26 protein-coding genes are annotated in these 25,688 nt (G+C 71.3%); 11 read left to right on the forward strand and 15 right to left on the reverse strand.

Going from position 1 to position 25,688, the window contains the following annotated elements:
* A partial coding sequence (locus J1M64_RS03785) for a hypothetical protein (RefSeq protein WP_241261067.1) occupies positions 1 to 513 on the forward strand: 513 nt, incomplete at its 5' end.
* Positions 514 to 576: 63 nt separating this feature from the next.
* Here the strand turns inward: J1M64_RS03785 and J1M64_RS03790 are convergent.
* The 3 genes from J1M64_RS03790 to J1M64_RS03800 form a co-directional block, all read right to left on the reverse strand.
* Positions 577 to 2,133, reverse strand: a complete 1,557-nt coding sequence (locus J1M64_RS03790; RefSeq protein WP_307872358.1) for a DUF222 domain-containing protein — start codon at positions 2,131 to 2,133, stop codon at positions 577 to 579.
* 277 nt (positions 2,134 to 2,410) lie between these two features.
* Complete coding sequence (gene fbaA / locus J1M64_RS03795; protein ID WP_159148996.1) at positions 2,411 to 3,454, reverse strand: class II fructose-bisphosphate aldolase; 1,044 nt, start codon at positions 3,452 to 3,454, stop codon at positions 2,411 to 2,413.
* 130 nt (positions 3,455 to 3,584) lie between these two features.
* Entirely contained in the window at positions 3,585 to 4,580 is a 996-nt protein-coding gene (locus J1M64_RS03800) for an MsnO8 family LLM class oxidoreductase (protein WP_206472904.1), read from the reverse strand.
* Positions 4,581 to 4,717: 137 nt separating this feature from the next.
* On the opposite strand from J1M64_RS03800, the gene J1M64_RS03805 reads away from it, so the two are divergent.
* Positions 4,718 to 5,353, forward strand: a complete 636-nt coding sequence (locus J1M64_RS03805; protein ID WP_241261109.1) for a DedA family protein — start codon at positions 4,718 to 4,720, stop codon at positions 5,351 to 5,353.
* Positions 5,354 to 5,423: 70 nt separating this feature from the next.
* On the opposite strand, the gene J1M64_RS03810 is transcribed toward J1M64_RS03805, so the two are convergent.
* From J1M64_RS03810 to J1M64_RS03850, 9 genes are all read right to left on the reverse strand, one after another.
* A complete protein-coding gene (locus J1M64_RS03810; protein ID WP_206472915.1) occupies positions 5,424 to 5,585 on the reverse strand; it encodes a hypothetical protein in 162 nt (53 codons plus the stop codon).
* Positions 5,582 to 5,788, reverse strand: coding sequence for a helix-turn-helix transcriptional regulator (locus J1M64_RS03815; protein ID WP_069390469.1), 207 nt, complete (start codon positions 5,786 to 5,788; stop codon positions 5,582 to 5,584). The genes J1M64_RS03810 and J1M64_RS03815 overlap by 4 nt, the downstream gene beginning before the upstream one ends.
* Positions 5,788 to 6,267, reverse strand: coding sequence for a DUF2975 domain-containing protein (locus tag J1M64_RS03820; RefSeq protein WP_206472916.1), 480 nt, complete (start codon positions 6,265 to 6,267; stop codon positions 5,788 to 5,790). The genes J1M64_RS03815 and J1M64_RS03820 overlap by 1 nt, the downstream gene beginning before the upstream one ends.
* 86 nt (positions 6,268 to 6,353) lie before the next feature.
* On the reverse strand, positions 6,354 to 7,004 hold the full coding sequence (locus tag J1M64_RS03825) for an RNA methyltransferase (protein WP_206472917.1): 651 nt from the start codon (positions 7,002 to 7,004) through the stop codon (positions 6,354 to 6,356).
* Positions 7,001 to 7,843, reverse strand: a complete 843-nt coding sequence (locus J1M64_RS03830; protein ID WP_206472918.1) for an SDR family oxidoreductase — start codon at positions 7,841 to 7,843, stop codon at positions 7,001 to 7,003. The genes J1M64_RS03825 and J1M64_RS03830 overlap by 4 nt, the downstream gene beginning before the upstream one ends.
* Entirely contained in the window at positions 7,840 to 8,613 is a 774-nt protein-coding gene (locus tag J1M64_RS03835) for a lysoplasmalogenase family protein (RefSeq protein ID WP_241261068.1), read from the reverse strand. The genes J1M64_RS03830 and J1M64_RS03835 overlap by 4 nt, the downstream gene beginning before the upstream one ends.
* A gap of 5 nt (positions 8,614 to 8,618) precedes the next feature.
* On the reverse strand, positions 8,619 to 9,176 hold the full coding sequence (gene pyrE / locus J1M64_RS03840) for an orotate phosphoribosyltransferase (RefSeq protein WP_154829749.1): 558 nt from the start codon (positions 9,174 to 9,176) through the stop codon (positions 8,619 to 8,621).
* Positions 9,177 to 9,340: 164 nt separating this feature from the next.
* Positions 9,341 to 11,575: a hypothetical protein gene (locus tag J1M64_RS03845; protein WP_241261069.1), complete on the reverse strand. Its 2,235-nt coding sequence runs from the start codon at positions 11,573 to 11,575 to the stop codon at positions 9,341 to 9,343.
* Positions 11,576 to 11,678: 103 nt separating this feature from the next.
* On the reverse strand, positions 11,679 to 12,563 hold the full coding sequence (locus J1M64_RS03850) for a sulfurtransferase (RefSeq protein WP_206472919.1): 885 nt from the start codon (positions 12,561 to 12,563) through the stop codon (positions 11,679 to 11,681).
* A gap of 183 nt (positions 12,564 to 12,746) precedes the next feature.
* On the opposite strand from J1M64_RS03850, the gene J1M64_RS03855 reads away from it, so the two are divergent.
* Positions 12,747 to 12,896, forward strand: coding sequence for a hypothetical protein (locus J1M64_RS03855; RefSeq protein ID WP_206472920.1), 150 nt, complete (start codon positions 12,747 to 12,749; stop codon positions 12,894 to 12,896).
* 71 nt (positions 12,897 to 12,967) lie between these two features.
* Positions 12,968 to 13,147, forward strand: a complete 180-nt coding sequence (locus J1M64_RS03860) for a hypothetical protein (RefSeq protein ID WP_206472921.1) — start codon at positions 12,968 to 12,970, stop codon at positions 13,145 to 13,147.
* Between the two features lie 109 nt (positions 13,148 to 13,256).
* Here J1M64_RS03860 and clpB read toward each other — a convergent pair whose 3' ends face one another.
* A complete protein-coding gene (gene clpB, locus J1M64_RS03865) occupies positions 13,257 to 15,809 on the reverse strand; it encodes an ATP-dependent chaperone ClpB (protein WP_206472929.1) in 2,553 nt (850 codons plus the stop codon).
* A gap of 229 nt (positions 15,810 to 16,038) precedes the next feature.
* On the opposite strand from clpB, the gene J1M64_RS20300 reads away from it, so the two are divergent.
* The 4 genes from J1M64_RS20300 to J1M64_RS03885 all read left to right on the forward strand — a co-directional run bounded on the left by J1M64_RS20300 (position 16,039) and on the right by J1M64_RS03885 (position 18,821).
* A complete protein-coding gene (locus J1M64_RS20300) occupies positions 16,039 to 16,689 on the forward strand; it encodes an Ltp family lipoprotein (RefSeq protein ID WP_307872359.1) in 651 nt (216 codons plus the stop codon).
* Positions 16,690 to 16,762: 73 nt separating this feature from the next.
* Positions 16,763 to 17,539: a hypothetical protein gene (locus tag J1M64_RS03875; protein WP_307872360.1), complete on the forward strand. Its 777-nt coding sequence runs from the start codon at positions 16,763 to 16,765 to the stop codon at positions 17,537 to 17,539.
* Between the two features lie 86 nt (positions 17,540 to 17,625).
* Entirely contained in the window at positions 17,626 to 17,916 is a 291-nt protein-coding gene (locus J1M64_RS03880; RefSeq protein ID WP_206472932.1) for a hypothetical protein, read from the forward strand.
* Positions 17,917 to 18,029: 113 nt separating this feature from the next.
* Complete coding sequence (locus J1M64_RS03885) at positions 18,030 to 18,821, forward strand: ROK family protein (RefSeq protein WP_067719438.1); 792 nt, start codon at positions 18,030 to 18,032, stop codon at positions 18,819 to 18,821.
* Between the two features lie 42 nt (positions 18,822 to 18,863).
* Here the strand turns inward: J1M64_RS03885 and J1M64_RS03890 are convergent, their stop codons facing one another.
* Positions 18,864 to 22,301, reverse strand: a complete 3,438-nt coding sequence (locus tag J1M64_RS03890) for a DEAD/DEAH box helicase (protein WP_206472933.1) — start codon at positions 22,299 to 22,301, stop codon at positions 18,864 to 18,866.
* Between the two features lie 166 nt (positions 22,302 to 22,467).
* On the opposite strand from J1M64_RS03890, the gene J1M64_RS03895 reads away from it, so the two are divergent.
* Both J1M64_RS03895 and J1M64_RS03900 read left to right on the forward strand, forming a co-directional pair.
* Complete coding sequence (locus J1M64_RS03895; protein ID WP_206472934.1) at positions 22,468 to 22,830, forward strand: metalloregulator ArsR/SmtB family transcription factor; 363 nt, start codon at positions 22,468 to 22,470, stop codon at positions 22,828 to 22,830.
* A gap of 39 nt (positions 22,831 to 22,869) precedes the next feature.
* Positions 22,870 to 23,853 (forward strand): SRPBCC family protein, encoded by a 984-nt coding sequence (locus J1M64_RS03900; RefSeq protein ID WP_206472937.1) that lies wholly within the window; start codon positions 22,870 to 22,872, stop codon positions 23,851 to 23,853.
* A 22-nt stretch (positions 23,854 to 23,875) separates the two neighbouring features.
* Here J1M64_RS03900 and J1M64_RS03905 read toward each other — a convergent pair whose 3' ends face one another.
* On the reverse strand, positions 23,876 to 24,949 hold the full coding sequence (locus tag J1M64_RS03905; RefSeq protein WP_241261070.1) for a DUF368 domain-containing protein: 1,074 nt from the start codon (positions 24,947 to 24,949) through the stop codon (positions 23,876 to 23,878).
* 132 nt (positions 24,950 to 25,081) lie between these two features.
* Here J1M64_RS03905 and J1M64_RS03910 point away from each other — a divergent pair, with 132 nt between their 5' ends.
* On the forward strand, positions 25,082 to 25,642 hold the full coding sequence (locus J1M64_RS03910) for a hypothetical protein (protein ID WP_206472938.1): 561 nt from the start codon (positions 25,082 to 25,084) through the stop codon (positions 25,640 to 25,642).
* Positions 25,643 to 25,688 lie beyond the last annotated feature (46 nt).

The following is a 25,688-nucleotide window of genomic DNA, read 5'->3' on the forward strand; positions in this document are numbered from 1 at the left end:
CGTCCGGGCAGCGGCCGGCAAGGCGGTCGCGGCGGGCGGGGCGACGTGGCCGTCGCGGCGGCCGTGGTGGTGGCACTCCTCGTGATCGCCGCGCTCGCGTGGCTCTTCCTCGCGGGCCCGCTGTCGTCGTCCGCTCGGGCCGAGCGGGACGTCGAGCAGACGCTGGAGAGCATGAGTTCGGCGGAGTCGTTCGCCGAGTTCAACGGGCACATGTGCGCGGAGAACCGCGTCCCGCAGGAGCTCGTGGACACGATCACCGCGTCGAGCGAGGCGACGGGTTCGGACCTCGACTCGATGTTCCGCGAGTCGATCGCGGGTTCGTTCCCCCAGGATCTCGAGGTGCTCGGGGTGGAGATCAGTGACAACGGCGCCGAGGCGACCGCGACCGTGGAGTCGGAGTCCGATGGGACGGGCCCGGAGCAGATTCATATGCGCGACGAGGACGGTGCCTGGAAGATGTGCCAGCCCGGAGTCGGGATGGGCGCGGTCCCGCAGGACCAGCAGCCGGGCTGACCCGACCCGTCGAGGGCGACCCGACCCGCCAACGGTCAGGCGGGCCGGGTCTGCCGCTGGCAGTCAGGCCGGCCGGGAACCGTCTCGGCCGGTGCGGTTGTCCCGCTCGATGCCGGGCGGATTGGTGAGGTGGCCGTCGTCGGCGATGAGACGGTCGACGTGTTGTCGCCATCGGTGGTCGAGAATCCGGTCGCGCGCCTGGGCCAGCGGCCCGTGTGGTGTGGTGCGGTGTTCGTGACCGGTCTCGGTGATGATGGTCAGCTCACCGAGCGGTCCGGGCCGGTAGGCGCAGTGCCCGAAGGTCTTCTCCCGATGATGCTTGCGACAGAGGCACACGAGGTTCCACTCGGCGGTGGGTCCGCCCAGTTCAGGTCGCTGATGATCGAAGGCGATGACATGGTCGATCTCACAGTCGTGGGCGTCGACCGTGCACCCCGGGTGGCGGCACGTGCCGTCGCGGAGCCGGATTCGCTCGGCCAGCGCCGGGGTGATGAAGTACTTGAGCACCGCGTCCGGTCTGTCCTGGACACCCGGCTGCGGGTCGAGCAGTTCGAACCGGACCTTGGAGTCCCCGCCGGACAGGAGCTCCTCGCACAGCCAGTCAAAGCTCGAATAGGCGCCGTTCACGAACTGCACGCGGTTGGGCAGACCCTGGGCGACGCTGTCGATGATCGAGATCCGGATGGGCTGCTCGGTGCCCCACGACGCTCCCAGCGGGGGCCTGTCGGCGGCGTCGGCGCGGGTGCCGGTAGTGGCATCGCACGCGCCCGCCGACTCTTCCGCGTCGTACAGGCTTGTGCCGATGTCGTTGGTCGTGGGGTCCCCGAGTGCGCACAGGGCGTCGGCGCGCAGTTGGTCGCGCGTGCGGGGGTGGCCCGACTCCGAGGCAGCGCGGGCGGCGGAGTCGATCCGGCGGCGGAGCTTCTCGGCGTCCCCGCTGGGCAGCGAGGCCCACATGCTGGTCATGCCGTCGCGTGCCGGGCGGAACCGCACTGTTCGCTGCTCGACCGCGGCGTCCACGGCGTCGCCGGCGGCCTGTGGGTCATGACGCTCCCGGGACCCGTCGACCGCGGAGTCCAGGTCGGGGCGACTGGGGCGGTGGCCCCCGTCGAGGTCTCGGGTCAGGGCGCCGACGACGTCCGATTCCACCGCGCCGATGATCGTGTCGGACACTTCTGCCAGACGGCAGGCGGCGTCGATGGCCAGCTGCTCGGGGAACAGTCCGCGTTCTACAGCCTTGCGCAGACGCGGCAGGCGAGTGTGGATCTGCACACCGGCAGTGACCAGGCGGGCAGCGTGCCACCCGGTCAGCGACATGGCCGCGGCCAGGTGGTTGCGCGCACGCTCAGTGGGTTCGAGCCGGGAGTAGGCGGGACGGGAGTCCCCGAACGGCGGCGTATCGGCTGGCCCCGGGGAGCCCCTGTCGACACTCCCCATCGCCTGGACCAACAGGTGGGCCGCCTGCAGCCGGGTCGCCGCCGCCAGGTTCTGCGCCAGCGTCGCCGAGCGCGCCACCTCGCTCAGGGCCTCGGCGCCCAGGGTGTCGAGGGGCTCCGGCACCGCGCGGAGCGCCCCGGCGAAAGCCGACCTCGTCGTCGTCGTCCCCGTTTCCTCGCTCACCACCGCACCCCCTTCAGCGTCGCGCCCGACTCGAACATACAGGCGATCTTACCGGTACCCTCCGCGTAGCACAAGGGTTCGATTCCGCGGCGAGTGGTCCACACACGACAGCGGCGCCCCTCCGGGTGGAGGAGCGCCGCTGATGGGGCGGTGTCAGGCCGCGATGAGATCCGACCGTCAGGCAGGCTGACCAGCCCGGCTGATCAGGCCGTGCTCGGTCAGGCCCGTTCGATCAAGCAGCGTTCACTCAAGCAGCGTTCACTCAAGCAGCGTTCAATCAAGCAGCGGCACCCTTGGACTTGCCGGCCGACTTCAGGTCGTTGCACGCCTCGACGACGCGCTCGGACATGGCCTGCTCGGCCTTCTTCAGGTAGGAACGCGGGTCGTAGACCTTCTTGTTGCCGACCTCGCCGTCGACCTTGAGGACGCCGTCGTAGTTGCCGAACATGTGCGCGGCGATCGGCCGGGTGAACGCGTACTGGGTGTCGGTGTCGACGTTCATCTTGATGACGCCGTAGGACAGCGCCTCCTCGATCTCGCTCTTGGCCGAGCCCGAGCCGCCGTGGAAGACGAAGTCGAACGGCAGGTCACCGGCGTTGAGACCCAGCTTCTCGACCGCGACGTCCTGGCCCATCTTCAGCACCTCGGGCTTGAGCTTGACGTTGCCCGGCTTGTACACGCCGTGGACGTTGCCGAAGGTCGCGGCCAGCAGGTAGCGCTGCCCGGTGTTGCCGGCACCGAGCGCGTCGATGGTGGCCTCGAAGTCCTCACGGGAGGTGTAGAGCTTCTCGTTGATCTCGTTCTCGACACCGTCCTCCTCGCCGCCGACGACGCCGATCTCGATCTCGAGGATCTGCTTGGCGTTGGCCGTCTTCTCGAGCAGCTCCTTGGCGATCTCCAGGTTGCGGTCGAGCGGGGTGGCCGAGCCGTCCCACATGTGCGACTGGAAGAGCGGGTTCTCGCCGCGGTCGACGCGCTCTTGGGAGATCTCGATGAGCGGCCGCACGAAGCCGTCGAGCTTGTCCTCGGGGCAGTGGTCGGTGTGCAGCGCGACGAGGATGTCGTACTTCGCCGCCACCACGTGCGCGAACTCGGCGAGCGCGACCGCGCCGGTGACCATGTCCTTGACGTTCAGGCCGGAGCCGAACTCGGAACCGCCGGTGGAGAACTGGATGATGCCATCGGACCCGGCATCGGCGAAGCCCTTGATGGCCGCGTTGATGGTCTCCGAGGACGTGCAGTTGATCGCCGGGTAGGCGAAGCCCTCGTTACGGGCCCGGTCGAGCATGTCCTTGTACTGTTCGGGAGTTGCGATGGGCATGTGGTCTCCTCCAGGGTTCTCGGCTGTGCGACGTGCGCATCTCGGGGCGCCGCACCCCTGTGGAGGTGGGCGCACACCCTCCAGCCTAGGCCAGCGTGACGACGCGCACCCGCGAGCCGTGCGGTACCGGTCAGCCGGGGAGCAGTTCGGCCAGCGCCGCGTCGGCCCGGGCGAGGTCGTCGCGGTCGAAAGTGGAGGTGGACGCCATGATCTCGTCGGCTCCGGTCCGCTCGACGAGCACGGCGAGTTCGCGTGCGACCTTCTCCGCGTCCCCCTGGACGGCCCCCGCCATCCAGTCCTCCACCCGGCGCAGCTGCTGCGGACGGAATCTGCGGTCCAGGATCTCCGCCGGGGACCGCAGCGGGCCGAACTCCCCGGTCTCCCGGGATTCCGCCATCGCCCACGCCTCCGGGAGGAGCAGCTGTCGCGCGGTCCCGACCGAGTCGGCGACCATCACCTCCAGGCTCACCACCACGTAGGGCTCCGGCGTGGCCTCGCTGGGCCGGAACGTCTCGCGGTAGCGATCCAGGGGCGACGGGTCGGCGAGCAGCCTCGGTCCCCCGACCACGACGGGCAGTCCGGCCCGTGCGGCGACCTCCAGGCCCCGACCGGTCGCGAGCACGAATAACGGGGGCGGGACCTCGAGGACCGGCAGCGCGGTGACGGGCCCCCGACCGTGGAGGAAGTCCTGCACCGCGGTGATGTCGCGGGCGAACGCGTCGGTGTCGTACTCGGCGACGCCGAGCGCCGCACGGACCGGTGCGGTGAACCCGAGCGAACGTCCCACCCCGAGGTCGATACGGCCCGGGTGCATCGCCTCGAGCATGGCGAACTGCTCGGCGACGATCAGCGGTCGATGGTTGGGCAGCATCACGCCCCCGGATCCGAGGCGGATGCGGTCGGTGCGCGCGGCGGCGGCCGCGATCAACAGCGGCGGACTCCCGCTCGCGATCCCGGGCACGGCGTGGTGCTCGGCCGTCCAGTAGCGGTGGAAGCCCAGGGCGTCGGCCCGCTCCGCGCGGGCCAGGGTGCCCTCGATCGCGGCGGCGTGGGACTCGCCGACGCGGGTCCGGGACCTGTCCAGGAGACTGAGGCGGAGGGTGTCCGGCAGGTCGGTGGGGGCCACGACCACACCGTAGCGCCGGGAGTGACGTCGATCGCGGACGCGGCCGGGCCCGGGGTCCGCGGGAGTATGATCCTCCGGTGAACACGCACCTCGTGGCCGAACAGGCACAGCACGTCCTCGCCCTGGGCCCGGGCTTCATGGATCCCGAATTCTGGCTGTCCGGCGACGGGCCGTTCGGCAACGCCATCCTCCCGGCACTCCTCGCGGTGGTCTTCATCGAGTCCGGGCTGTTGTTCCCGTTCCTCCCCGGCGACTCACTGTTGTTCACGGCCGGCCTGCTCACGCAGCAGGACAGCCCGTTCGCGCCACTGTGGGTGGTGCTGGTGACCGCGCCGATCGCGGCGTTCCTCGGGGACCAGGTGGGGTACTTCATCGGCAACCGCTGGGGACATCACCTGCGGGAGCGGCCGGACGGGCGGTTCTTCAAGCAGGCCTACATCCACGAGGCCCACGAGTTCTTCGACAAGTGGGGCCCGGCGACGATCATCCTCTGCCGCTTCGTCCCGATCGTCCGGACGTACGCGCCGCTGGTCGCCGGCATGGCGGGGATGCGCTACCGGGTCTTCGTCTCGTTCAACGTGATCGGGGCCCTGCTGTGGGCTGCGGGCGTGACCGCGCTGGGCGCGTGGCTCGGCCAGTTCACCTTCATCAAGGAGCACATCGACCTGATCCTCATCGGCATCGTGCTGGTCTCGGTGCTGCCGATGGTGATCACCGCGGGCCCCAAGCTCGTCGACCGGATCCGCAACGGGCCCGCGGCACCGGCCTTGTAGCGCGTCCTCCTGCCGCCGACGCCTAGTCCGGTCCGCGCTCCCCCGGCTTGCCCGGCTCCCCCGGCCCGCGCTAGCGCAGCGCGACGACCGCGGCACCGATCACCACGAGCACCCCGATCCCCTGCAGACCCGGGGAGTCGTCGGCCTCACCGAGGACGACCGCCGTCGCCCCCAGCGCGATCATGGCCAGCACTGCGGCCAGGACCAGCAGGAAGTGCACCCGGCGCTTCATTCCTCGACCCATTCGAGCAGGTCACCGGGCTGGCAGTCGAGCACCCGGCACATCGCCTCGAGCGTGCTGAACCGCACGGCCTTGGCGCGCCCGTTCTTCAGCACCGACACGTTCGCGGGCGTCAGTCCCACCCGCTCCGCGAACTCTCCGACGCTCATCTTGCGTTTGGCGAGTTCGACGTCGATCCGCACGATGATCGGCATCAGACCACCGTGTCCATCTCGGAGCGCAGGGAGGTCGCCTGCCGGAGGAGCGCGCGCATGACGACCATGAGCAGCGCGGCGACCGTGATGACGACGACGACGAGGAAGAGCAGTAGCGGCAGGCCGGGATCAGTCGCGTTGATGCCGACCAGCACGAGCACCACCACGAGCATCGCCCAGGCGGCGACGATCGCCCCCAGGATCACATCGACCCAGACCAGGGACGCGTCCGTGAAGATGCGGTCGGCCTTGACCATCGAGAGCAGCTTCCAGGTGGCCACCACCACGACCTGGATGCACACCACCCAGTAGATCGATACGGCCGTCAACGGCCACCGCAGGTGCGCGTCGCCCGGTGACGTCTCGGCCATGTGCGCGAACTGCCCGGGTAGGGACATGGTCTGCAGCAGGACCAGTATCGCGAACAGCACCACCAGGCACACCCGCAACGGCAGGACCGCTCGTTTCTCGATGTTCATACACCGACTATGAACCTATACCTATCGAAAATCAATAGGTGCGGGAAACGGCGGGCGGGCGTCGCGGTGGGCGGGCGAGATGGCGATCAGGCCGGGGCGGCGTGTTCGCGGATCCAGGCGTGCATGGCGATCCCGGCGGCCACGCCGGCGTTGATCGAGCGGGTCGAGCCGAACTGTGCGATCGAGACGGTCTTCGCGGCCCGCAGGCGCGCGTCCTCGCTCACCCCGGGCCCCTCCTGTCCGAAGAGCAGGACGCAGTCGCGCGGCAGGCTCGCGGTCTCGAGCGGCTCGGCACCGGGGAGGTTGTCGACGGCGACGACCGGCAGCCCCTCGGCGCGGGCCCAGTCCATGAGGGCGGCGACATCGGCGTGGTGACGCAGGTGTTGGTAGCGGTCGGTGACCATGGCCCCGCGTCGGTTCCAGCGGCGGCGGCCCACGATGTGCACCTCGGCGGCCAGGAAGGCGTTGGCGGTGCGCACGACGGTGCCGATGTTGGCGTCGTGGCCGAAGTTCTCGATGGCCACGTGGAAGGGGTGCCGACGGGTGTCGAGGTCGGCGACGATCGCCTCGCGGCGCCAGTATCGGTAGCGGTCGACCACGTTGCGGCGGTCGCCGGCGTCCAGGAGGTCGGGATCCCACCGGTCGCCGACCGGGCGCGGCTCCCCGGGATGCTCGGTCTCCCACGGGCCGACGCCGACCGCGCCCTCGCCCCACTCGGTCGGGCCCGCCGCCGTCACGAGGTCAGGCGCTGATTGGACAGCTTGACGAGTCGGCTGGGGGCGACCTGCGAGGCCAGGTACATGGCGGTGGCCTGCTTCCCGACCGGCCGGTGGACCTCGCGGCCCAGCGCCCGGCGGATCCTGCCGAACACCCCGGAGGGCTCACGCGCCGTCTGCTCGGCCAGGTCGAGGATCTCGCCGGCGACGTCGCCCTCCGTGAGGCGCACGCCCATCGTGCGCATCCCGGTGGTGTTCACGCCCTCGAGCATTCCGGTGCCCACGTACAGCGGCCACACCGAGCACACCCGAATGCCGTGGCGGGCCCACTCCAGGTCCAGTGCCTCGGTGATCCCGCGGACCGCGAACTTGGTCGCCGAGTACGTCGCCATCTCGGCCTGGCCGTAGATCGCCGACGCCGAGCAGAGGTTCACCACGGCCGGGGTGGCGGACTTCTCCAGGAACGGGAACGCGGCGCGACAGCCGTAGAGCACGCCCTTGACGTTGACGTCCACCAGCGCGGAGTCCTGCTCGAAACTCGCGTCCATGAACGGTGTGCCGTAGAGCAGACCGGCGTTGTTGACCAGCACATCCAGCGCGCCACCGCTACGGGCGGTGAGCTCGGTGAGAGCGGCCTCCCACGCGGAGGGATCGGTGACATCGAGCGAGCCGGTGACGATCCGCTCGTCTCCCTCGGCCCACGCACAGGGCTGGAGGTCGTACGCGCCCACGAGGTAGCCGGCGTCGGCGAACCGGCGCGCGGTGGCCTCGCCGATCCCGCGGCCAGCGCCAGTGATGAGGACCGTGCGGACGGTGCCGGTGGACGGATTTCCTGAGCGCGGTGCGCCCGCGGCGGTCACGACGCGCTCCCGGCGGTACGCGCCGCGGCGGCGGTACCGGTGAGCAGCAGAAGCGCCGCGGTGGCGTAGGTGTCGATCACGCCGACGTCCAGCGCCCGGGCGAGCGCGGTCCCGCCCTCGGTCTTGCGGCGGACGAGGATGAGCGAGTCGCTGAGCAGGAAGACCGGCCCGGCGACCGCCAGGACCGAGGCCGCCGGTCCGTGCGACCGGTCGACGGAGGTGGCCAACGCGGACAGCGTGGCGAGCAGCCCGCCGTACGCGGCGAGCGGGGCGTTCGCCCTGTCCTCCGTGAGCAGCACCGCGCCCGCGACGCCGGCGACGACACCGTGCACGGCGGACTGCACCGGCTTGAACCGCAGCCCCGACCGGAGCATGAGTCCGCCCAGGGCCAGGTGCCCCGCCCCGAACGCCGCCGCACCCGCGACGAGCCTCGACTTCGACCGGCTCGCGTGGCCGCCACCGAGCATGAGGATCACGTCGCCGGCGGTGTACGCCGCTCCGGTGGCCGACAGCAGCGCGGTGTCGACCGCGGAGAGCCGACCGTCGCGCAGCGCGATCGCCAGCGCCGCCGGCACGATCACCGGCTTGCACAGCTTCTCCAGCGCGCCGACCCCGGTGGCCTTGGCGATCTCCGTCCCCGCGGCGGCCGCGAGGAACGCGGGCCCATCCGGGCGGGAGGTGTCGCCGAGTGCGCCCACCCACTCCGTCAGCGCCTGCACCAGGCGATCGCGGAATGCCCTCGTCGTCGTCGTTGTCGTCGTGGTCCCCATCCTCGTCACTCCAGCCCTAGGTCGGTCAGGCCCAGCAACGCGCGGTACTCCACGCCCTCGGCCCGGATCACGTCGTCGGCGCCGGTCGCGCGGTCCACCACGGTGGCCACGCCCACGACCTCGGCGCCCGCCTCGCGCAGGGCGGCCACGGCCGTGAGCGGCGAGTTCCCGGTGGTCGTGGTGTCCTCGACGACCAGGACGCGGCGACCGACGATGTCGGGGCCCTCGATGCGGCGCTGCATCCCGTGCTTCTTGGCCTCCTTGCGCACCACGAACGCGTTGATCGGCCGGCCCGGCGCGTGCATGATCGCCGTGGCCACCGGATCGGCGCCCAGCGTCAACCCACCGACGGCGTCGAAGTCCCAGTCCGCGGTGAGTTCGCGCAGCAGCCGCCCGATCAAGGGCGAGGCCTCGTGGTGCAGCGTGGCGCGGCGCAGGTCGACGTAGTAGTCGGCCTCGCGCCCCGAGGAGAGGGTGACGCGACCGTGGACGACGGCCAACTCGGCGACCAGCTCGGACAGTCGCGTGCGGGCCTGGGCGTCGACGGTGACGGGATCGGTCATGGGACTCCTCGCGGGGACACGGTGTTCATTGACACGGTTGTGTGGTGACACGGTTTGTGGTGACACGGTTTGTGGTGACACGGTTTGTGGTGACACGGTGGGCGGAACGGCTGCCCCCGACTCTAGTCCGCCCCCGGAACGCCCCGACCCGCTGCGGCGTCGGGTCAGTCCCTGATGTCGGGCGGGAGCCGAAGCTTCGCGGTCTGCTCCACGTCCGGGTCGATGCCGGGACGCTCGCGGCCGGAGGCCTCGTCCGCCTGCTCGCTGGCCTCGTCGTTGGGTTGCCCGTCGGCCTGCCTATCGGACTCCGCGTCCGGCTCCGTGTCCGGCTCCGCGCGCCGATGATGACGCCGCCCGCTCGACGGCGTCGCCCCCACCTTGGCCGCGAGGTCCGCGACCGTCAGCCGGCCCGACTCGCCCTCCGGATCCTCCTCGGTGGTCTCGGCCCCGTGCCGGCCACCCGGCGTGTGGTCGAGGTCGGAGCCACCGTCGATGCGGGCGGCGTCGAACCGCTCGACCTCGTCGCGGATCTCGTCCTCGTCGTCCTCCGAGCCCAGGGGCTTGATGCCGGCGGCGCCGGTCGCCGCGCCCGCGGCGAGCGGAGGGACCGACGCGTCCTCGGGGTAGGCCTGCCCGACACCGCGAGTCGGACGCGACAGCGGGGGCCTCGGCGCCAGGTGGTCGGCCGCCACGTCGCCGCGGGCCGGGATCGGCCCCGACGGCTCCATGATCTCGGCAAATGGGTCGGGTTCCTCGGCGGCGGGTTCCGCGGTCTGTGCTGGCCCGGCGGCGACAGCGGTGACGGGTTCATCTGCGGCCTGGTCGCCCGCAGCGCCGTGCTCGGTGTCGTCCGCGGTGTCGTCGGCGGGGTCCCCACGGTCGGCCACGACGGGCACGTCGGTCAGGTCGCGCGCCCCCCTGCGGTCGGGGACCAGGCGGAGGTGACCGGCCCGCCGGGGCTCGGGCGCCGGAGGCGACGTGCCCTCCTCAGGGGCGACGGCGGTGGCCACGCCGGCGACCCGGCCGGTGTCCGTGTCGGTGTCCGTGTCGGTGTCCTCGTCGTCGACAACGGCGAAGTCCTCCGGGTCGGGCAGCACCGCCGTCGCCGGGGCGCCGTTCGTGCCGGTGCCGACCTCGCCGTCCATCCCGACGGTGGGGTCGGCCTCGGGGCCCGCCGCCGCGCCGGGCGCTCCGGGATCGATCTCGGAGGGCAACGCGCGGGCCCGCCCCCCGATCGGCGGGAACGGAGCCAGCACATCGGCAGCCCCGTGCAGTGCCATCACCACGTCATCCCAGGTGGAGGGGTCGTCGACGCCGTCGACCGTCGCCGCCACCCACTCGCCCTCGGCCCAGATGCGACGCACCCCGGCGGGCACCTCCCGAACGGCGTCGACCAGCCGATCGCGGTCGATGAGATCGAGACGGCCGTAGTCCGAGGTCCGGGCCTCCAGGACGCCGACCTCGCCGGCGTCGTGGAAGCCGGGCTCGGCCTCGACGTCCGGGCGACTCAGGTCGAGGACCACGTCGGAGGCGGTGTCGCGGCGCAGCGCGAGGACGGTGCGTCCGCCGGTGACGCCCATGATCGCCCGGCGACCGCGGAAGATCCCGTGGGACACGGTGCCCAGTGCGCTGAGCCCTCCCGAGAAGTCCCCGTGCATGAACTCCGGCGCCGGAGTGGGGGTCGGGGCGAACTCCCGGTCCTCCAGCCAGCGCACGACCGGCGAATCCGCCAGCGGGTCGGCGGGCGCCTCCTCGACCGGCTCGAGCGCGGTCGTACGCTGCCGACGCGCCGGCAGCAGTGCCCGGACCCGGTCCAGCAGCCGCGGCGATGACTCCGCCGTGGGCTCGGCCGGATCGAGCGGGGCGGGCTCGGCGAGACCGTCGTCTGCGACCGGGCCCCTCGTGGCGACGGCGTCCGCGCTCGCGTGCGTGTCCGCGTCGGAGCGGTCACCGAAATCGGCCACCGCGTCCGGCCCTGCCTCGGCGTCTGTGACGGGACCCCCAGCGCCATCCGCCGCCGCGGCCGTCTCCACGACATCGCCCGGCGCGTCGCCCGTGACCGGCTCCGTGCCCACCTGCGGCTCCGCGCCGCCCTCGGCCACCTCGCGCTCGATGTCGGACGCCTCGGACCGCTGGAACGGCGCGAGACGGGGCTCGCCCGCACGCTCGGCCGAGCCGGGATCCTGTCCCACCTCATCCGCCGACGCGTCGAGGAGCGGGACCTCGTCGTCGTCCTCCTCGTCCGGGGACTCCCCCACCGGCGGCGAGCCGACAGCCGTCCGCCTCTCGCGACGGGCGCCGCCACCCGCGCCGCCTCCCCGCTGCTTGGCGTCCAAGCGCAGCAGGACGAGCGCCGCGGCGAGCAGCACGAGGGCTACGAGGAACCAGATCCAGACCATGCCCCCAAGGGTAGTCAGGGGTGGCGGTGTGCCCGGCCAGGCGCAGCGGCGCGTGGGGGCGCGGCCGGATGAGAGACGGGCGTGGGCGAGGCGCCGAGGGCGGTCAGCGGGGCTGCTCGCCGATCGAGACCGGCCGCTTCCGGTCCGCCGACCACGCTGACCACGAGCCCGGGAACAAGCGACCCGCCTCGATCCCGGCGACCTCCATCGCCGCCAACGCGTGGCAGGCGTGGATGCCCGAACCGCAGTACACGACCGCGTCGGACCCACTGGTCACGCCCACCTCGGCGAACATGCGGCGGATCTGGTCGGCCGGCAGGAAGCGGCCGCGCTCGTCGAGGAAGTTCCCGGTGGGCATGTTCACCGCGCCCGGGATGTGTCCGGCGCGCGAGTCCATCGGCTCGGTGCGGCCCTCGTAGCGCTCCGGGGTGCGGGCGTCGATGAGCACGCCCCGCTCGGGCCACGTCGCGGTGTCCTCGATCCCGACGGTGAGCATGTGGTCCAGATCGAAGGTGAAGTCGCCGCGCGAGACCGGGTTCCCGGGCCCCACGGCGAGGTCCTCACCCTCCGCGATCCACGCCTTGAGCCCACCGTCGAGCAGGTAGACGTCCTTCTTGCCGGCCCAGCGCATGAGCCACCAGGCGCGGGCGGCCGACGTGTTGCCGCAGTCGTCGTAGATCACCACGCGACTGTCGTCGTCGATCCCGACCCGGCGCATCGCGTCCTCGAAGTCCTCGGGCGACGGGAGCGGATGACGCCCCTCGCGAACGTTGCGCTGCCCCGCGAGGTCGCCGGGCAGGTCCAGGTACTGCGCGCCGGGGATGTGGCCCGACCAGTAGTGCTCCCGGCCGTTCGCGTCCCCGAGCTGCCAGCGCACATCGAGGATCACCGGGGGAGGCAGCGCGACGACGTCCTCGATCAGCTCACGCGCCGTGACGAGGAGGGGGCTGACCTGGGTATCGGTGGTGGGGGCGGGTTCACTGGTCACGTGCCCAGGGTAGTCCTTTCGACGACGACGTGACTGATCGGCAAGACGTACTTTCCGTCACCCCGTACGCCTTGTAACACCTCCCACGGTTTTGTGACACCTATCACACTATGATAGTTTGTTCACCGTCCTGCACAGAAGCGAGTGCACCGTGCACTCGCTCAGACTCCCAAGGAGACGAATATGGGTTCTCTCAGCGCATCTGCAGAGGCCATGGGCGACGGCGGCCTCATGGCCCTTCTGGGCGTCATGGCCGGCACCGACGGCCTGGTCGGCGCATTGTTCGGTTCGATCGGCGAGCTGATCGGACTGGCCGGCGACGCGCCCGCCTGACCGTCAACCCCATACGGTCCGGCCCGCTCGGACCGCACGCAGCCATTCATTGACCACAGAAGGGAAATTCCATGCTTTTTGGATCCATTGGCAACATTTTCGGCGCCGTAGAGGGAAGCGTCGAAGCACTCGGGGGGTCGCTCGGCACCCTCCTCGGAACCGGCACCGGCAGCGGCGTCGGGTTGCTCAGCACCCTCTTCGACGCAATCTACGCCGCCAGCGGACAGGAAATCCCGCCGATCATGCTCTGAGTGCTCTCCGACGCTCCTGACAACCGAACGGGCCCCTGCGCTTGTGCGCAGGGGCCCGTTCGATTTCGCACTGTCGACGCCCCGTCGGCGGCCGAGCGCGTCAGCCGCGTCAGTCGAGGCTGAGCGACTCGCCGTCCTCGGCGAGCGACACGCTGACCGTGTCGCCGTCGCGGATGTCGCCACCCAGCAGGGCGCGGGCGAGCTTGTCGCCGATCGCCTGCTGCACCAGCCTGCGCAGCGGGCGGGCGCCGTAGGCCGGGTCGTAGCCCCGGCGGGCGAGCCAACCCTTGGCGGCGTCGTCGACCTCCAGGACCAGCCGCCGGCCCTTGAGGCGCCGCGCGAGCTCGTCGATCTGGATGTCGACGATCGACTCGAGCTGCTCCTCGCTGAGTGCGTCGAATGTCACGACATCGTCGAGTCGGTTAATGAACTCCGGCTTGAACGCGCGCTTGACCGCGTCCATCATCTGCTCCCGCGATCCGCCCGCGCCCAGGTTGGAGGTGAGCACGAGGATCGTGTTGCGGAAGTCGACCGTGCGGCCCTGACCGTCGGTGAGGCGACCGTCGTCGAGCACCTGCAGGAGGATGTCGAAGACGTCCGGGTGCGCCTTCTCGACCTCGTCGAGCAGGACGATCGTGTACGGCCTGCGCCGCACCGCCTCGGTGAGCTGCCCACCGGACTCGTAGCCGACGTAGCCCGGAGGGGCACCGACGAGCCGCGAGACGCTGTGCTTCTCGGAGTACTCGCTCATGTCGATCCGGACCATCGCCCGCTCGTCGTCGAACAGGAACTCCGCGAGCGCCTTGGCCAACTCGGTCTTGCCCACGCCCGTCGGGCCGAGGAACAGGAACGACCCGGTCGGCCGGTCGGGATCGGCGACCCCGGCGCGCGCCCGGCGGACCGCGTCGGACACGGCCCGGACGGCCTCGCCCTGGCCGACGACGCGGCGGCCGATCTCGTCCTCCATGCGCAGCAGCTTCTCGGTCTCGCCCTCGAGCATCTTGCCCACGGGGATACCGGTCCAGGCGGAGACGACCTCGGCGACGTCCTCCGGACCGACCTCCTCCTTGAGCATCGCGCCGGCCGCAGCCTCGCTCTCCTCTGCGTCGGCAAGTTGCTTCTCCAACTCCGGCAGCCGGCCGTAGCGGATCTCGGCCACCCGGGCGTAGTCGCCGTCACGCTCGGCCTTCTCGGACTCGGTGCGCAGGGCGTCGAGCTCCTCCTTGATGAGCTGCACACCCTGGATGGCGGTCTTCTCGTTCTGCCAGCGGGCGGTGAGCTCGGCGAGCTTCTCCTTGGCGTCGGCCAGCTCGGCCTGCAGGGCCACCAGTCGATCCTTGGACGCCGCGTCGGTCTCCTTCTGCAGCGCCACCTCCTCGATCTCGAGCCGGCGGACGATCCGCTCGGCGGCGTCGATCTCCTCGGGCCGCGAGTCGATCTCCATCTTGAGGCGGCTGGCGGCCTCGTCGACGAGGTCGATCGCCTTGTCCGGCAGGAACCGCTGCGTGATGTAGCGATCCGAGAGCGCGGCGGCGGAGACCAGGGCGGAGTCGGTGATGCGCACACCGTGGTGCACCTCGTACCGCTCCTTGAGGCCGCGGAGGATCCCCACGGTGTCCTCGACGCTCGGCTCGCCCACGTACACCTGCTGGAAGCGGCGCTCCAGGGCCGCGTCCTTCTCGATGTACTTGCGGTACTCGTCGAGGGTCGTGGCGCCGACCAGCCGCAGCTCACCGCGGGCGAGCATCGGCTTGATCATGTTGCCGGCGTCCATCGAGCCCTCGCCGGTCGCTCCCGCGCCGACGATCGTGTGGATCTCGTCGATGAACGTGATGATCTGCCCCTCGGCCGCCGTGATCTCGTCGAGCACCGCCTTGAGGCGCTCCTCGAACTCGCCGCGGTACTTCGCGCCGGCGACCATCGACCCCAGGTCGAGCGAGAGCAGGGTCTTGCCCTTGAGGGACTCGGGGACGTCGCCCGCGATGATGCGACGGGCCAGCCCCTCGACGATGGCGGTCTTGCCGACCCCGGGCTCGCCGATGAGCACCGGGTTGTTCTTCGTGCGGCGGGAGAGGACCTGGACGACGCGCCGGATCTCGGAGTCGCGCCCGATCACCGGGTCGATCTTGCCCTCGCGGGCACGGGCGGTGAGGTCCGTGGCGTACTTCTCGAGAGCCTGATACTGGTCCTCGGGGTTCTCCGTGGTCACGCGCGTGTTCCCGCGGACCGCCGTGAACGCCGCCTTGAGGGCGTCCTCGGTGGCACCGAGCTCGGTGAGGAGCTTGGCCGCGTCGCCACCGGTGTGACCGGCCGCGATCCCGACGAGGACGTGTTCGGTGGAGACGTAGTCGTCGCCCATCTCCGCCGCGAGGGTCTGGGAGTAGTTGATGACGGCGAGGGCGTCCCGGTTGAAGTTGGGGGCCGCGAGCCCCGAGCCGGACGCCTTGGGGTAGCCGCCGACGAGGCCCTTCGCCTGGGTCAGGGCGAGCTGCGGGTCCACCCCGCATGCCTGGAGGAGGGGACCCGCGATCCCGTCCTGTTGTTCGAGCAGGGCCACGAGCAGGTGGCCCGGACGCACATCCGGGTTACCCGCCGCGGAGGCGGCTTGGACTGCGGCCGACAGAGCCGCCTGGGTCTTGGTCGTGGGGTTGAACTGGCTCATCGACCGGTCCTTTCTTCGACGTATTGTTGAGCGTACTGGAATCAATGCCGGTTCCGTTCCGGCCGGACGTCTCGTACAACCTCCGCCTCCTTGAGTCTATTCCGCTCAAGTTAAGAGTTGTGTCACATACGAATGTGAACACCGTCCCGTCCTGAGTACACTCTGAGAGTCCTCCGCGGCCCCTCCCCCTCCCCCCTCGGCCGCCCTCCCTCCTCCTCAGGCAGATCCCGTGACCGACACATCCTCCCCCTCGCCTGCCCCGACGACCAGTGAGACCAGCCCATTCCGCCCTCCGAGGAGGTCGCGGGCCGCGGCCGCACTCGCGACCCTCGTCGTCGTCACAGCCGCGTGCACTCCCGCGGACGACCAGGCGCTCGCCATCGAAGCGCCCGGCACGGTCACGGTCACCATCACCGGCCCCTCGACCACAACCACGACTGCGACGACGACCGTGACGCGGGAGACGACCATCGCCGCCGCACCTGACGGCTCCCGCGAGCCGGCGGCCGGACCGACAGCTCCGGCAGGCCGGACGATCCCGGATGCCGTGGCGTCAGCGCCCACATCAGCCCCCCGAGTCGCAACAGACGTCAGCGCCGGCCAGCGCAACGCGGCCAAATCGGCCGAGCAGTACCTCGCCATCTCTGGATTCTCGCGCTCCGGGCTCATCGAACAACTCCAGTACGAGGGCTACTCCGCCGCCGACGCGACAGGCGCCGTGGACTCCCTGACCGTGAACTGGAACGAGCAGGCCTCGCGATCGGCCCGCCAGTATCTGGACATCTCCGGGTTCTCCCGTTCCGGACTCATCGAACAACTCCAGTACGACGGCTACTCGGCGGACCAGGCCGCCCACGGGGCGACCGCGGCCGGATTGTAGAACGGTGGAGTACTACAGTCCCTTAGCTCGCGCGACCAGGATCGTCATCTACATCCTGGCGGTCGTCATTCCGGTGGCGATCGCCTTGGCAGTGGTCGGCACGACCCCGTACCTGTTGGCCAAGGTCCCGGAACAGCACCGCAGCACGGTCGCGGCGATCGGCGAGGGCGCGGTCCGGCTCTCCGGCGGCAACGGGGGAATCTTCGGATCACCACGCACCCCAGCCACCGCAGCCCAGTACCCGCTCCCGGCCGGGACAATGCCATATAAAGGCGAATGGTCACCGCGACGTGCCCAGGACTTCAGCGCGCCGGCGGGCCTCCGGACCGGTCTCGACTACTCGGTGATGACCACCGACAGCGGACACATCACCCATTGGCCGTGCGGTCACGAGATACGGGTGTCGACTTTCGGAGCGCCGTCGGGGAACGTCGGGGACGTGGTCTGGGCCGTCGACACTCTCGCCTGGACGAGCGGACTGCCACTTCGGTACGCGGGCCCTGGTGCCGAACACGCTCGCGAGGCGGAAGGCACGATCTCCGTCACCTTCGGTCATCATCCGGATTTCGATCTCGACCCGACCATCGCGGGCGTCGGTGGGCCGACCGCACTGTGGGCGGATGGCCGAATCTCACGGGGCGCGGTGACGCTGCGGCCCGAGAAGATGAACCCCTATGGCGGCGATCCCGGAACTCGCACCGTAATCCTTCACGAACTGATGCATGCGGTCGGGGTGAACCACGCTGCCGATCACCGCGCTGAGGTAATGGCCCCGCAGACTGCCCCTATACCGCAGACGATCCTCGGCTACGGCGACCGGTTCGCGCTGCACATGGTCGGGTGCCACTGAGCCCGGGCATCGCCCGAATGAGGAATGCCGCCGACCCGGCGGGCCTACGCTCGCCTCATCTGACGACACCATCCCCGGAGGTTCCCATGTCCACCCGTACCCGCCCCGCGGCACTGGCCGCCGCCACTGCTCTCGCCCTCGCCGCGCTGACCGGCTGCGGTGCGATGGACCCGAACAAGGGAGGAGACACCACCTGTGGCGACTACATGGAGATGGCGCCCGAGGACCAGCGCGAGGTGATCACCACCTTCCTCGATGAGAAGGGGCAGTCCGATCCCGCCGGCATGGAGGTCACGCTCAACCAGGAGGCGGCCAAGCTGTACTGCAGCACCGTGGGGCAGACCAGCGATCCGATCCGCAACGCCGAGACCGGGTGACCCCTGAGCATCTCACCCCGTACCCCCACCCGACCGGAGTCGCCACCCAGCCCGCTGCGCGACCGCTACGAATAAGTGGTGAGAATGACGGTGGGAGAACCGGAGGTGCAGCGATGAGGAACGGCGTCGTCGTCGACATCGGTGGCAGTGGTACGCGGATCGGCGCCGTGGTCGACGGCCACGTGGTGGGCGTCCACGGGGCCGAGGTCGCCACGGCCGAGGACCTCGCCGCAGCGGTCCTCGCCGTCGACGACTCCCCCGCCGGTGTGGGCGTGTCCCTCCACGGACACGTCGACGCGGACCGGGGACGCGTGGTGTCCTCGCGGGCCGCCGCCTGGGCGGAGGGCGACCTGCGTACCGAACTCGTGTCGCTGATCGACGCGCCCGTCTCCGTCATCGGCGACGGTGACGCCCATGCCCTGGCACTGACGCGACTGCCCGACGTGGAGTTCGGCGGGATCGCCATCTCGCTCGGCTCCTCCCTGGCGTTCGGTGCGCTCAATCACCACGGCGCGCTCATCCACCCGTGCGGCCACACCGGATGGGACCTCGGGCACTGGCGCATCGTCGGCGACGGCACCAACACCGAGGCCTGGTGGGGGCTCGGCGGTCACGGGCTGTACGACCTCGAGCGCGAGCACGGCGACGGCGCCGCCGAGATCTACGCCTACCGGCTCGGCTCGTTCCTCGTGGACGCCGTCCAGCTCTTCCGCCCTCAGACCGTCCTGCTCACGGGGGGCATCGTGGTCGGTCTGGGCAAGGCCCTGCACGGCCCGGTCGCCGAACAGCTCCAGTCCCTGCCGATCTCGGTGTCCACCCCTCGGGTGGTCTTCTCGCCGTCGCGGGACACCGCGCTGTTCGGGGCGGCCGTCGCCGCGGGGCTGGCCTTCCCCGAGCGACGCTGAGGCGACGCTCGGGGCCTGGCCCCGACACCCGGCCCGCACGTTCTAGTCGAGCAGCCCCCGCAGGTCGTCGGCGGTGAGCGCGGCCGAGAAGTGCTCACCGCTGTCCAGGACGGACGCGAACAGCTCGGCCTTGCGCCGCTGCAGCTCGACCACCCGTTCCTCGATCGTGTCCCGGGCGACCATCCGGTACACCAGCACCGGTCGGGTCTGGCCGATGCGGTGCGCGCGGTCGACGGCCTGGGCCTCGGTCGCCGGGTTCCACCACGGGTCCAGCAGGAAGACGTAGTCGGCGCCCACGAGGTTCAGCCCGACGCCGCCGGCCTTGAGGCTGAGGCAGAACACCTGCGCGCCGCCCTCGGTGAACTCACCCACGGCCCCCGCCCGGTCGGTGGTCCGGCCGTCGAGGTGCGCCACCGTGATCCCCTCTGCGCGCAGGCGGTCCACGACCGTGTCGAGGTAGGTGGTGAACTGGCTGAACACCAGCGCGCGGTGCCCCTCGGCCACCACCTCCCGCAGCGCGGCGATGAGCTCGTCGGTCTTGGCCGAGGCGACCCCGGCGTGGGCCGGGTCGATCAGCGAGGCGTCCAGGCAGAGACGCCTGAGCACGGTCAGCCCGGCGAGGATGCTGATCCGGTTGGCCTCGAAGTCGTCGAGCAGCGCCAGCAGGGACGCGCGTTGCCGCGCCAGTTCCCGCTCATAGAGCCGGCGGTGCGTGGCCGAGAGTTCGATCTCCATCACCGCATCGGTGCGCGGGGGCAGTTCGCGGGCCACGAGCTCCTTTCGTCGCCGGAGCAGGAAGGGCCGCAGTCGCCGCCGCAGCCGGTCCAGTGCGGCCGTGTCACCGTTCTTCTCGATGGGCGTGCGGTACTGGGCACGGAAGTCCTTGGCGTCGGGCAGGACACCGCGGCACGACAGCGCCGCGACCGCCCACAGCTCGGTGAGGTTGTTCTCCATCGGTGTGCCGGTGACCGCCAGTAGGAAGTCGGCCCGCAGCCCGGCCAGCGCTGCGAAGAGCTTGGAGGTGGGGTTCTTGGCCTGCTGGGCCTCGTCGAGGATCACGCCGGCCCACTCGATGCCGGCGTAGGACTCGGCGTCCAGCCGCAGGACCGTCGCCGAGGTCACCACGATGTCGTGCGCACCGGCGTCCTCGGCGACCGTGGTGGCCGACTTGGCCTCGGTCGCCGACCGCCGTGCCACGCGCAGCGAGGGCACGAATTTGCGGGCCTCGGCCTCCCAGTTGGGGACGACCGACGACGGCGCCACCACCAGGAACGGGCCGGGCGCCCCGGCGCCGGCCCCGGCGCCCGGCGCGTCGCTCTTCGGCCCGGTCGCCCCGCCGTCGGCCGTCTCGTGGGCATGGGCGATGAGCGCGAGCGCCTGCACGGTCTTGCCGAGACCCATGTCGTCGGCGAGGATGCCGCCGATCCGGTGCCGCCACAGCATGGCCAGCCAGTCCAGCCCGTGCTGTTGGTACGGCCGCAGGTCGGCGTCGAGCATGGCGGGGACAGGCACTGGTGCGGGCTCGTCCGCGGCCAGTTCGAGTAGCGCCTTGGCGCGGCCCGAGGGCGGGGCCAGGTCGTCGGCCAACTCGGCCAGGTCGGCGAGCAGACCCGCCTGCCCGAGGCCGATCCGGACGCCCGTGGAGTTCGGCTCCCTGCCCACACGGTCGGCGGAGGCCGCCATCGCCTCGTCGAGCAGTACGCGCAGCTCCCCGAACCGCTCGAGGTCCACGGGGACCAGCAGCCCGTCGGAGGTGATGAACTCCTCCTGGCCGGTGACCACGGCCCGGAACACCTCCGCGAACGGGACGGGACGGCCCTCCACGGTCACCGATACGGTGAGACCCAGCCAGTCGATGCCGGACCTGTCGTCCTCGGTGGCCACGTGGATCCGCGGCCCCTCGGTGGCCCGCCGGATCTGCGGCACGCCCTCGAGGACCGTCACGCGGACGCCGTCGAGGGCGCCGAGTTGCTCGATTCCGTCGGTGAGCAGCAGACCGGCGTCGCGGCCGGCGATCCGGACCGGGCCGTCCGCGATCGTCCAGGCCCAGCCCGCTTCCGCGACGGCCGCCGCCAGCACCACCGCATCGAGGTCCGACGGGTCACCGCCGCGTGAGGCGACCACATCCGCCGTCAGGGGGCGGCGGCGCTCGGCCTCGGTGCCGTCGGACATGCGCATCACGTCGATGCGGTGCCACTGCACGACCAACTCCAGGCCCTGCCCGGCAGCGGGCCCGGCACCGGAGCCGCCGCGTGCACCGGCTCCCGCTCCCGCTCCCGCGAGGGGCCGGACCGTCAGTTCGAGCTCCACGCGGTCGAGTTCGGGGAGCTCGAGCCGCCCGACGCGGTCGACCACCGGGAACCGGTCGGCGAGGTCGGGCAGGAAGTCGGCGCAGAACTCCGCGACCGCCTCGTCCGGGACGCGGAGCGCCCGCCAGTCGCGCAGCCGCCGGGCCACTCCGGGGTCGAGCCGCCCGACCGGGGAGAGCTCCAGCACACGGCCCCGAACCAGCGCGACCATGTCCCCGTGCTCGCCCACGAGGGCGCCGGGCAGGGGGCGATCGAGTTCCTCGCCGTCGTCATCGTCCTCGTCGTCGTCGCCCGGGGCCCGGGCACCGTCCGGTTCCGGTTCCACCTCGGCGGCGGCGACCAGCACCACCTCCAAACCGTCGGGGCTCCACGCGGTCAATCCCACGCGGCGGGGTGGCCCGGGCACGACCTCGCGCAGGCCGTCACCGGGCACGATCTCGATCTCCGCCTCGGCCGCGGTGGCGATGAGCGGCCACAGTGCGGGGACCTCGGCGTCGCACAGGTCCAGCCACACGCGTGCCTGCCGGTGGCTGCGGGCGAGGGCGTCCACGGCGCGCAGCCACCCGGCCTGGGCCATCGACAGCGCGCCGTCCCAGCCGTAGCGGAGGCGGTCCCACTCCACCCCGGCCGACTTCCACCGTCCGCCACTGCCGGGGACGACGATCCGGGCCTTGAGGCGGTTGCCCAATCCGGGACGCAGGCCGCCCGAGCCGTCGTCCGGCGCCAGTTCGTCCGGGACCACCGAGAATTGCAGTCCCACCACCGGGGCCTCGGGTTGCCACCGCGGGGTGTCGAGCGCGCGCAGGGAGTCCTCGGCCTGCCGCCGCCAGTCGGGGATCGAGTCGTCATCGCTCGCCTGCGCGCTGACGAACAGCATGAGGGCGGCGGCGTGTTTGCAGTTCAGCCCGACGGGGCACGAGCACATGCTGCGCAGCGGGCGGCTGGACCCGTCCGCGGCCGGCACGGTGAGGTGGACGGCCGTGGAGTACCAGCGCCCGCTCCCCGCGGCGCCGCTGCCCTTGATGTTCGCGGTGAGCCGACGGGTGGCGGCGTCGTACGCCACGTCGCGGATCCGCGTCGCGTTGGCGTAGCCGCGGGCGCGCCCCAGCGCCGCCGAGCCCACGAAGGACTCGACGTCGGACTCGGGAACCCGGACGGTCGATGTCAGCACGCCGCCAGGCTAGAGGACGACGACGACGAGGTGCCCGGACACCGGAGTCGGTGAGCCCACTCCTGTGGAGGCGGAAAGGGCTGTGGAGAACCGGATGCCGAGAACCGGATGGAGGTTCGAAACCGACTCTTGACCGGCCTCGCCCACCGGCCTATCGTGATACCACATGGTTTCATATCGGGCACTCGAGGTGGGCCCCGGCGGTCCGGACTACAGCGACGACGAGGTGGACCGGATCTTCCGGGCCCTGGCCGACGCGACCAGGCGGGACATCCTCCGGCGCACCCTGGCCGGGGAATCCACCGTCTCCGAGCTCGCGGACCGCTACGACATGTCGTTCGCGGCCGTCCGCAAGCACGTCAACGTACTGGAGGAGGCAGGACTGATCACCGGCCATCGGATCGGCCGAGAACGCAGGATCCGGGGAGACCTCCGGGCGATCCGGGGAGCCCAGCGCCTCCTCGACGCCTTCGAGGACATCTGGCGGGCACGCGTCGACAGGCTCGACGCCCTCCTCGCCGAGGACTGACCCGTCACCGCAGGACACACACGAGGAAAGAGGCAGGCCATGCCTGTGACATCAGTGGACAGAGACCTCGACCGGCTGACCCTGACCATCACCGCGGAGTTCCCGGTGCCGGTCCGTCGGCTGTGGGACGCGTACGTCGATCCGCGCCAGCTCGAGAAGTTCTGGGGACCGCCCACGTGGCCGGCCACCTTCACCCGGCACGACGTGTTCCCCGGCGGCCGCTCGGACTACTACATGACCGGGCCGGACGGCAGCCGCGCGTGCGGGTACTGGGAGTACCTGTCGGTGGACGAGTGCCGGTCGTTCGAGGTGCTCGACGGCTTCAGCCACGACGACGGCCGGCCCAACACCGACCTGCCCACCATGCGGGCGGTGTTCACGTTCGGCGAGACGGACACCGGCTCCCGCCTCGAGACCACCACCTACTTCAACAGCCTGGCCGAGCTCGAGCAGCTCATCGAGATGGGCATGGAGGAGGGGACCCGCGAGGCGATGGGCCAGATCGACGAAGTGCTGGCCGACCTCCGGTCTTTCGCTGCCGACCGTGCGACCGCGGCGCAGCTCCTCAGCGACACGCAGGTCCGGATCAGCCGCGTCGTGCGCGGCACGCCCCGGCAGGTCTGGGACGCCCACCACGAGCCGGAGCTACTGAACCGGTGGTTCCACGGACCCGACGGCTGGGCGCTGGTCGGCTGCCGGGTCGCCTCGGCGCCCGGCGAGACCACCCGCTTCGAGTGGGCCCCCGACGACGGGGTCGAGGGCGAGGCGTTCGCCCTCACCGGGCAGCTCCTGGAGACCGACCCACCCCACCGGGAGGTCTTCACCGAGACGATGGAGGGCGTCGACGCACCGCCGACGCGCAACGAGCAGACCCTCACGGCCGTCGAGGACGGGACCCTCATGACGCTCGTCATCACCTACGACAGCGCCGACCTGCGCGAGACGATCCTCGGCACCGGCATGGTCGACGGGATGGAAGCCGGCTACCGGAGGCTGGAGGCGGAGGTGCTGACCAGCCCCTGACCGCCGCCCGATCGGCTACGGCCTACCCGCGGTCCTCGAGTGCGGAGGTCCGCGGGTCGGGGTCGGTGGTGGCGGTCTTGTCCGCGAACACCCGCTCGACGGCCAGCACGATCAGCACCACGACGATGCCGGCGGCCACGGCGGCCAGGACCGTCGGCCAGTTTGCGCCGGGGGCCAGGACCTCGGCCTCCTCGGTCTGCCACGGCCACAGCGCGCGCAGTGACCCCAGCATGAGCCCGGCCATGGCCACCAGGGTGGGCTTGCGGAAGTCCTCGAGCAGGCGGTCGAGGACCTTGACGAACAGGGAGATCCCGACGAGCGCGCCCAGGGCGAACACGCCGAGGTAGGCGAAGTTCCGGTCGTCGACGGCACCGAGGGTCGGGGCGTAGAGCCCCATCGCCAGCAACAGGTAGGACCCCGAGACGCCGGGCAGGACCAGGGCGCAGATCGCCACCGCCGCCGCGACGAACACCAGCAGGTAGGAGGGGTCACTGATCGAGCCGCTCGGCAGCCCGGACAGGACGAACGCGAACGCGGCACCGAGGACGAAGATCAGGCCCAGCACCCAGTTGCGCCCACCCGGGGTGGACCGCGCCATCCCCAGCGGCACGGCGATGCTGGCGGCGACCATGCCGAGGAACAGCCCGCGGGCGATCTCGGGACTGCCCTCGACGAAGCCCTTGAGCACACCGGCCATGGTGAAGACCATGACGAGCATGCCCAGCGCCAGCGGCAGCAGCAGCCACCAGTCGACGTGCCGGAACGCCGCGCGGGTGCGGGCCCGACGCTCCGGCCCGAGGGCGGCCGAGCGCAGGCCGTCCACGACGTGCGCCCCGGAGTCCAACAGGCGCGGATAGACGCCGGTCACCAGCGCCACCGTTCCGCCGGAGACGCCGGGCACGAGCTCGGCCATCCCGATGAGCGCGCCGCGGACGACGTTGCCGGCCATCCCCAGCGGTCCGGGCCGGACCGGCACCGGCGTGCCGGGGTCGAGATCGGCGTCGTCGACCGGGTCGTGGACGGACCGGACCGGATCGTGGGCGGACCCGGCCGGGCCGTGGGGGTCGCGGGAGGGCCTCGACGAATCGGCAGTCATCGTTACAGCTTCCCCGAACCACGCCCCTCGATCCAAGCGACGCACCCGGGGCGCGGGGGGATGACTAGGCTCGACAGTCCAGCGGCACGTCATCCGGCGACGTGCCCCCGGGCCGGCGTGGGAGGTCGGGACATGCCGATGCACTACCCCCCGCTGCCCGACGGCACCTACCGGTACGGCGACCCGCCGCAGCCGTTGCCCTCCCCCGTCCCTGCCTCTTATACACTTATCCGCACCCACGAGACGGTCGTGGTCCTGGGCGTGGTCTTCCTCGGCCCCGGATCCGACCCCGGCCGCGGTACCGACCCGTCGCGCGGCCCCTTCCCGCAGGCCCTCCCCCCGGCCGAGCGGGCACCGGGGTCCGGATCGTTCACGGTCGACGGCACGTTCACCGTCGTCTCGACCCCCGCGGAACCGGTCTCCGGCGACCGCACCGGCTGCGACCTGCCCATCACCCTGTCCGACATCGGCGAGGGCACCACCATCACGCTCATCGACAGCGGCGCCGCGCAGATCGGCACCGCCATGCTCGTCTACTCCGGCGGCGACCTGTCCTCGTGCACCTTCACCTTCGAGTTCCCCGACGTCCCCGCCGGCGGCTCGTTCTACATGGTCGAGCTGCCCGGCCGCGGCCAGCTGACCTACACCGAGGGCGAACTGCGCGCGGGTGTCGACATCACCCTCGGTCGGTGAGCCGGGCCGGTCGGTGAGCAGCCCCGGTCGGTGAGCAGCGTCGGGC

This window comes from Dietzia sp. KRD202 (assembly GCF_017168155.1).
In the GTDB taxonomy this organism is placed as follows: Bacteria; Actinomycetota; Actinomycetes; order Mycobacteriales; family Mycobacteriaceae; genus Dietzia; species Dietzia kunjamensis.

Coding starts and splice junctions, on each gene's coding strand:
- fbaA (WP_159148996.1), bottom strand. CDS start 3,454: ATGCCCATCGCAACTCCCGAACAGTACAAGGACATGCTCGACCGGGCC.
- J1M64_RS03805 (WP_241261109.1), top strand. CDS start 4,718: ATGGATCCCGAATTCTGGCTGTCCGGCGACGGGCCGTTCGGCAACGCC.
- J1M64_RS03810 (WP_206472915.1), bottom strand. CDS start 5,585: ATGAAGCGCCGGGTGCACTTCCTGCTGGTCCTGGCCGCAGTGCTGGCC.
- J1M64_RS03815 (WP_069390469.1), bottom strand. CDS start 5,788: ATGCCGATCATCGTGCGGATCGACGTCGAACTCGCCAAACGCAAGATG.
- J1M64_RS03820 (WP_206472916.1), bottom strand. CDS start 6,267: ATGAACATCGAGAAACGAGCGGTCCTGCCGTTGCGGGTGTGCCTGGTG.
- J1M64_RS03835 (WP_241261068.1), bottom strand. CDS start 8,613: ATGGGGACCACGACGACAACGACGACGACGAGGGCATTCCGCGATCGC.
- pyrE (WP_154829749.1), bottom strand. CDS start 9,176: ATGACCGATCCCGTCACCGTCGACGCCCAGGCCCGCACGCGACTGTCC.
- J1M64_RS03845 (WP_241261069.1), bottom strand. CDS start 11,575: ATGGTCTGGATCTGGTTCCTCGTAGCCCTCGTGCTGCTCGCCGCGGCG.
- J1M64_RS03855 (WP_206472920.1), top strand. CDS start 12,747: ATGGGTTCTCTCAGCGCATCTGCAGAGGCCATGGGCGACGGCGGCCTC.
- J1M64_RS03860 (WP_206472921.1), top strand. CDS start 12,968: ATGCTTTTTGGATCCATTGGCAACATTTTCGGCGCCGTAGAGGGAAGC.
- clpB (WP_206472929.1), bottom strand. CDS start 15,809: ATGAGCCAGTTCAACCCCACGACCAAGACCCAGGCGGCTCTGTCGGCC.
- J1M64_RS03880 (WP_206472932.1), top strand. CDS start 17,626: ATGTCCACCCGTACCCGCCCCGCGGCACTGGCCGCCGCCACTGCTCTC.
- J1M64_RS03885 (WP_067719438.1), top strand. CDS start 18,030: ATGAGGAACGGCGTCGTCGTCGACATCGGTGGCAGTGGTACGCGGATC.
- J1M64_RS03895 (WP_206472934.1), top strand. CDS start 22,468: ATGGTTTCATATCGGGCACTCGAGGTGGGCCCCGGCGGTCCGGACTAC.
- J1M64_RS03900 (WP_206472937.1), top strand. CDS start 22,870: ATGCCTGTGACATCAGTGGACAGAGACCTCGACCGGCTGACCCTGACC.
- J1M64_RS03905 (WP_241261070.1), bottom strand. CDS start 24,949: ATGACTGCCGATTCGTCGAGGCCCTCCCGCGACCCCCACGGCCCGGCC.
- J1M64_RS03910 (WP_206472938.1), top strand. CDS start 25,082: ATGCCGATGCACTACCCCCCGCTGCCCGACGGCACCTACCGGTACGGC.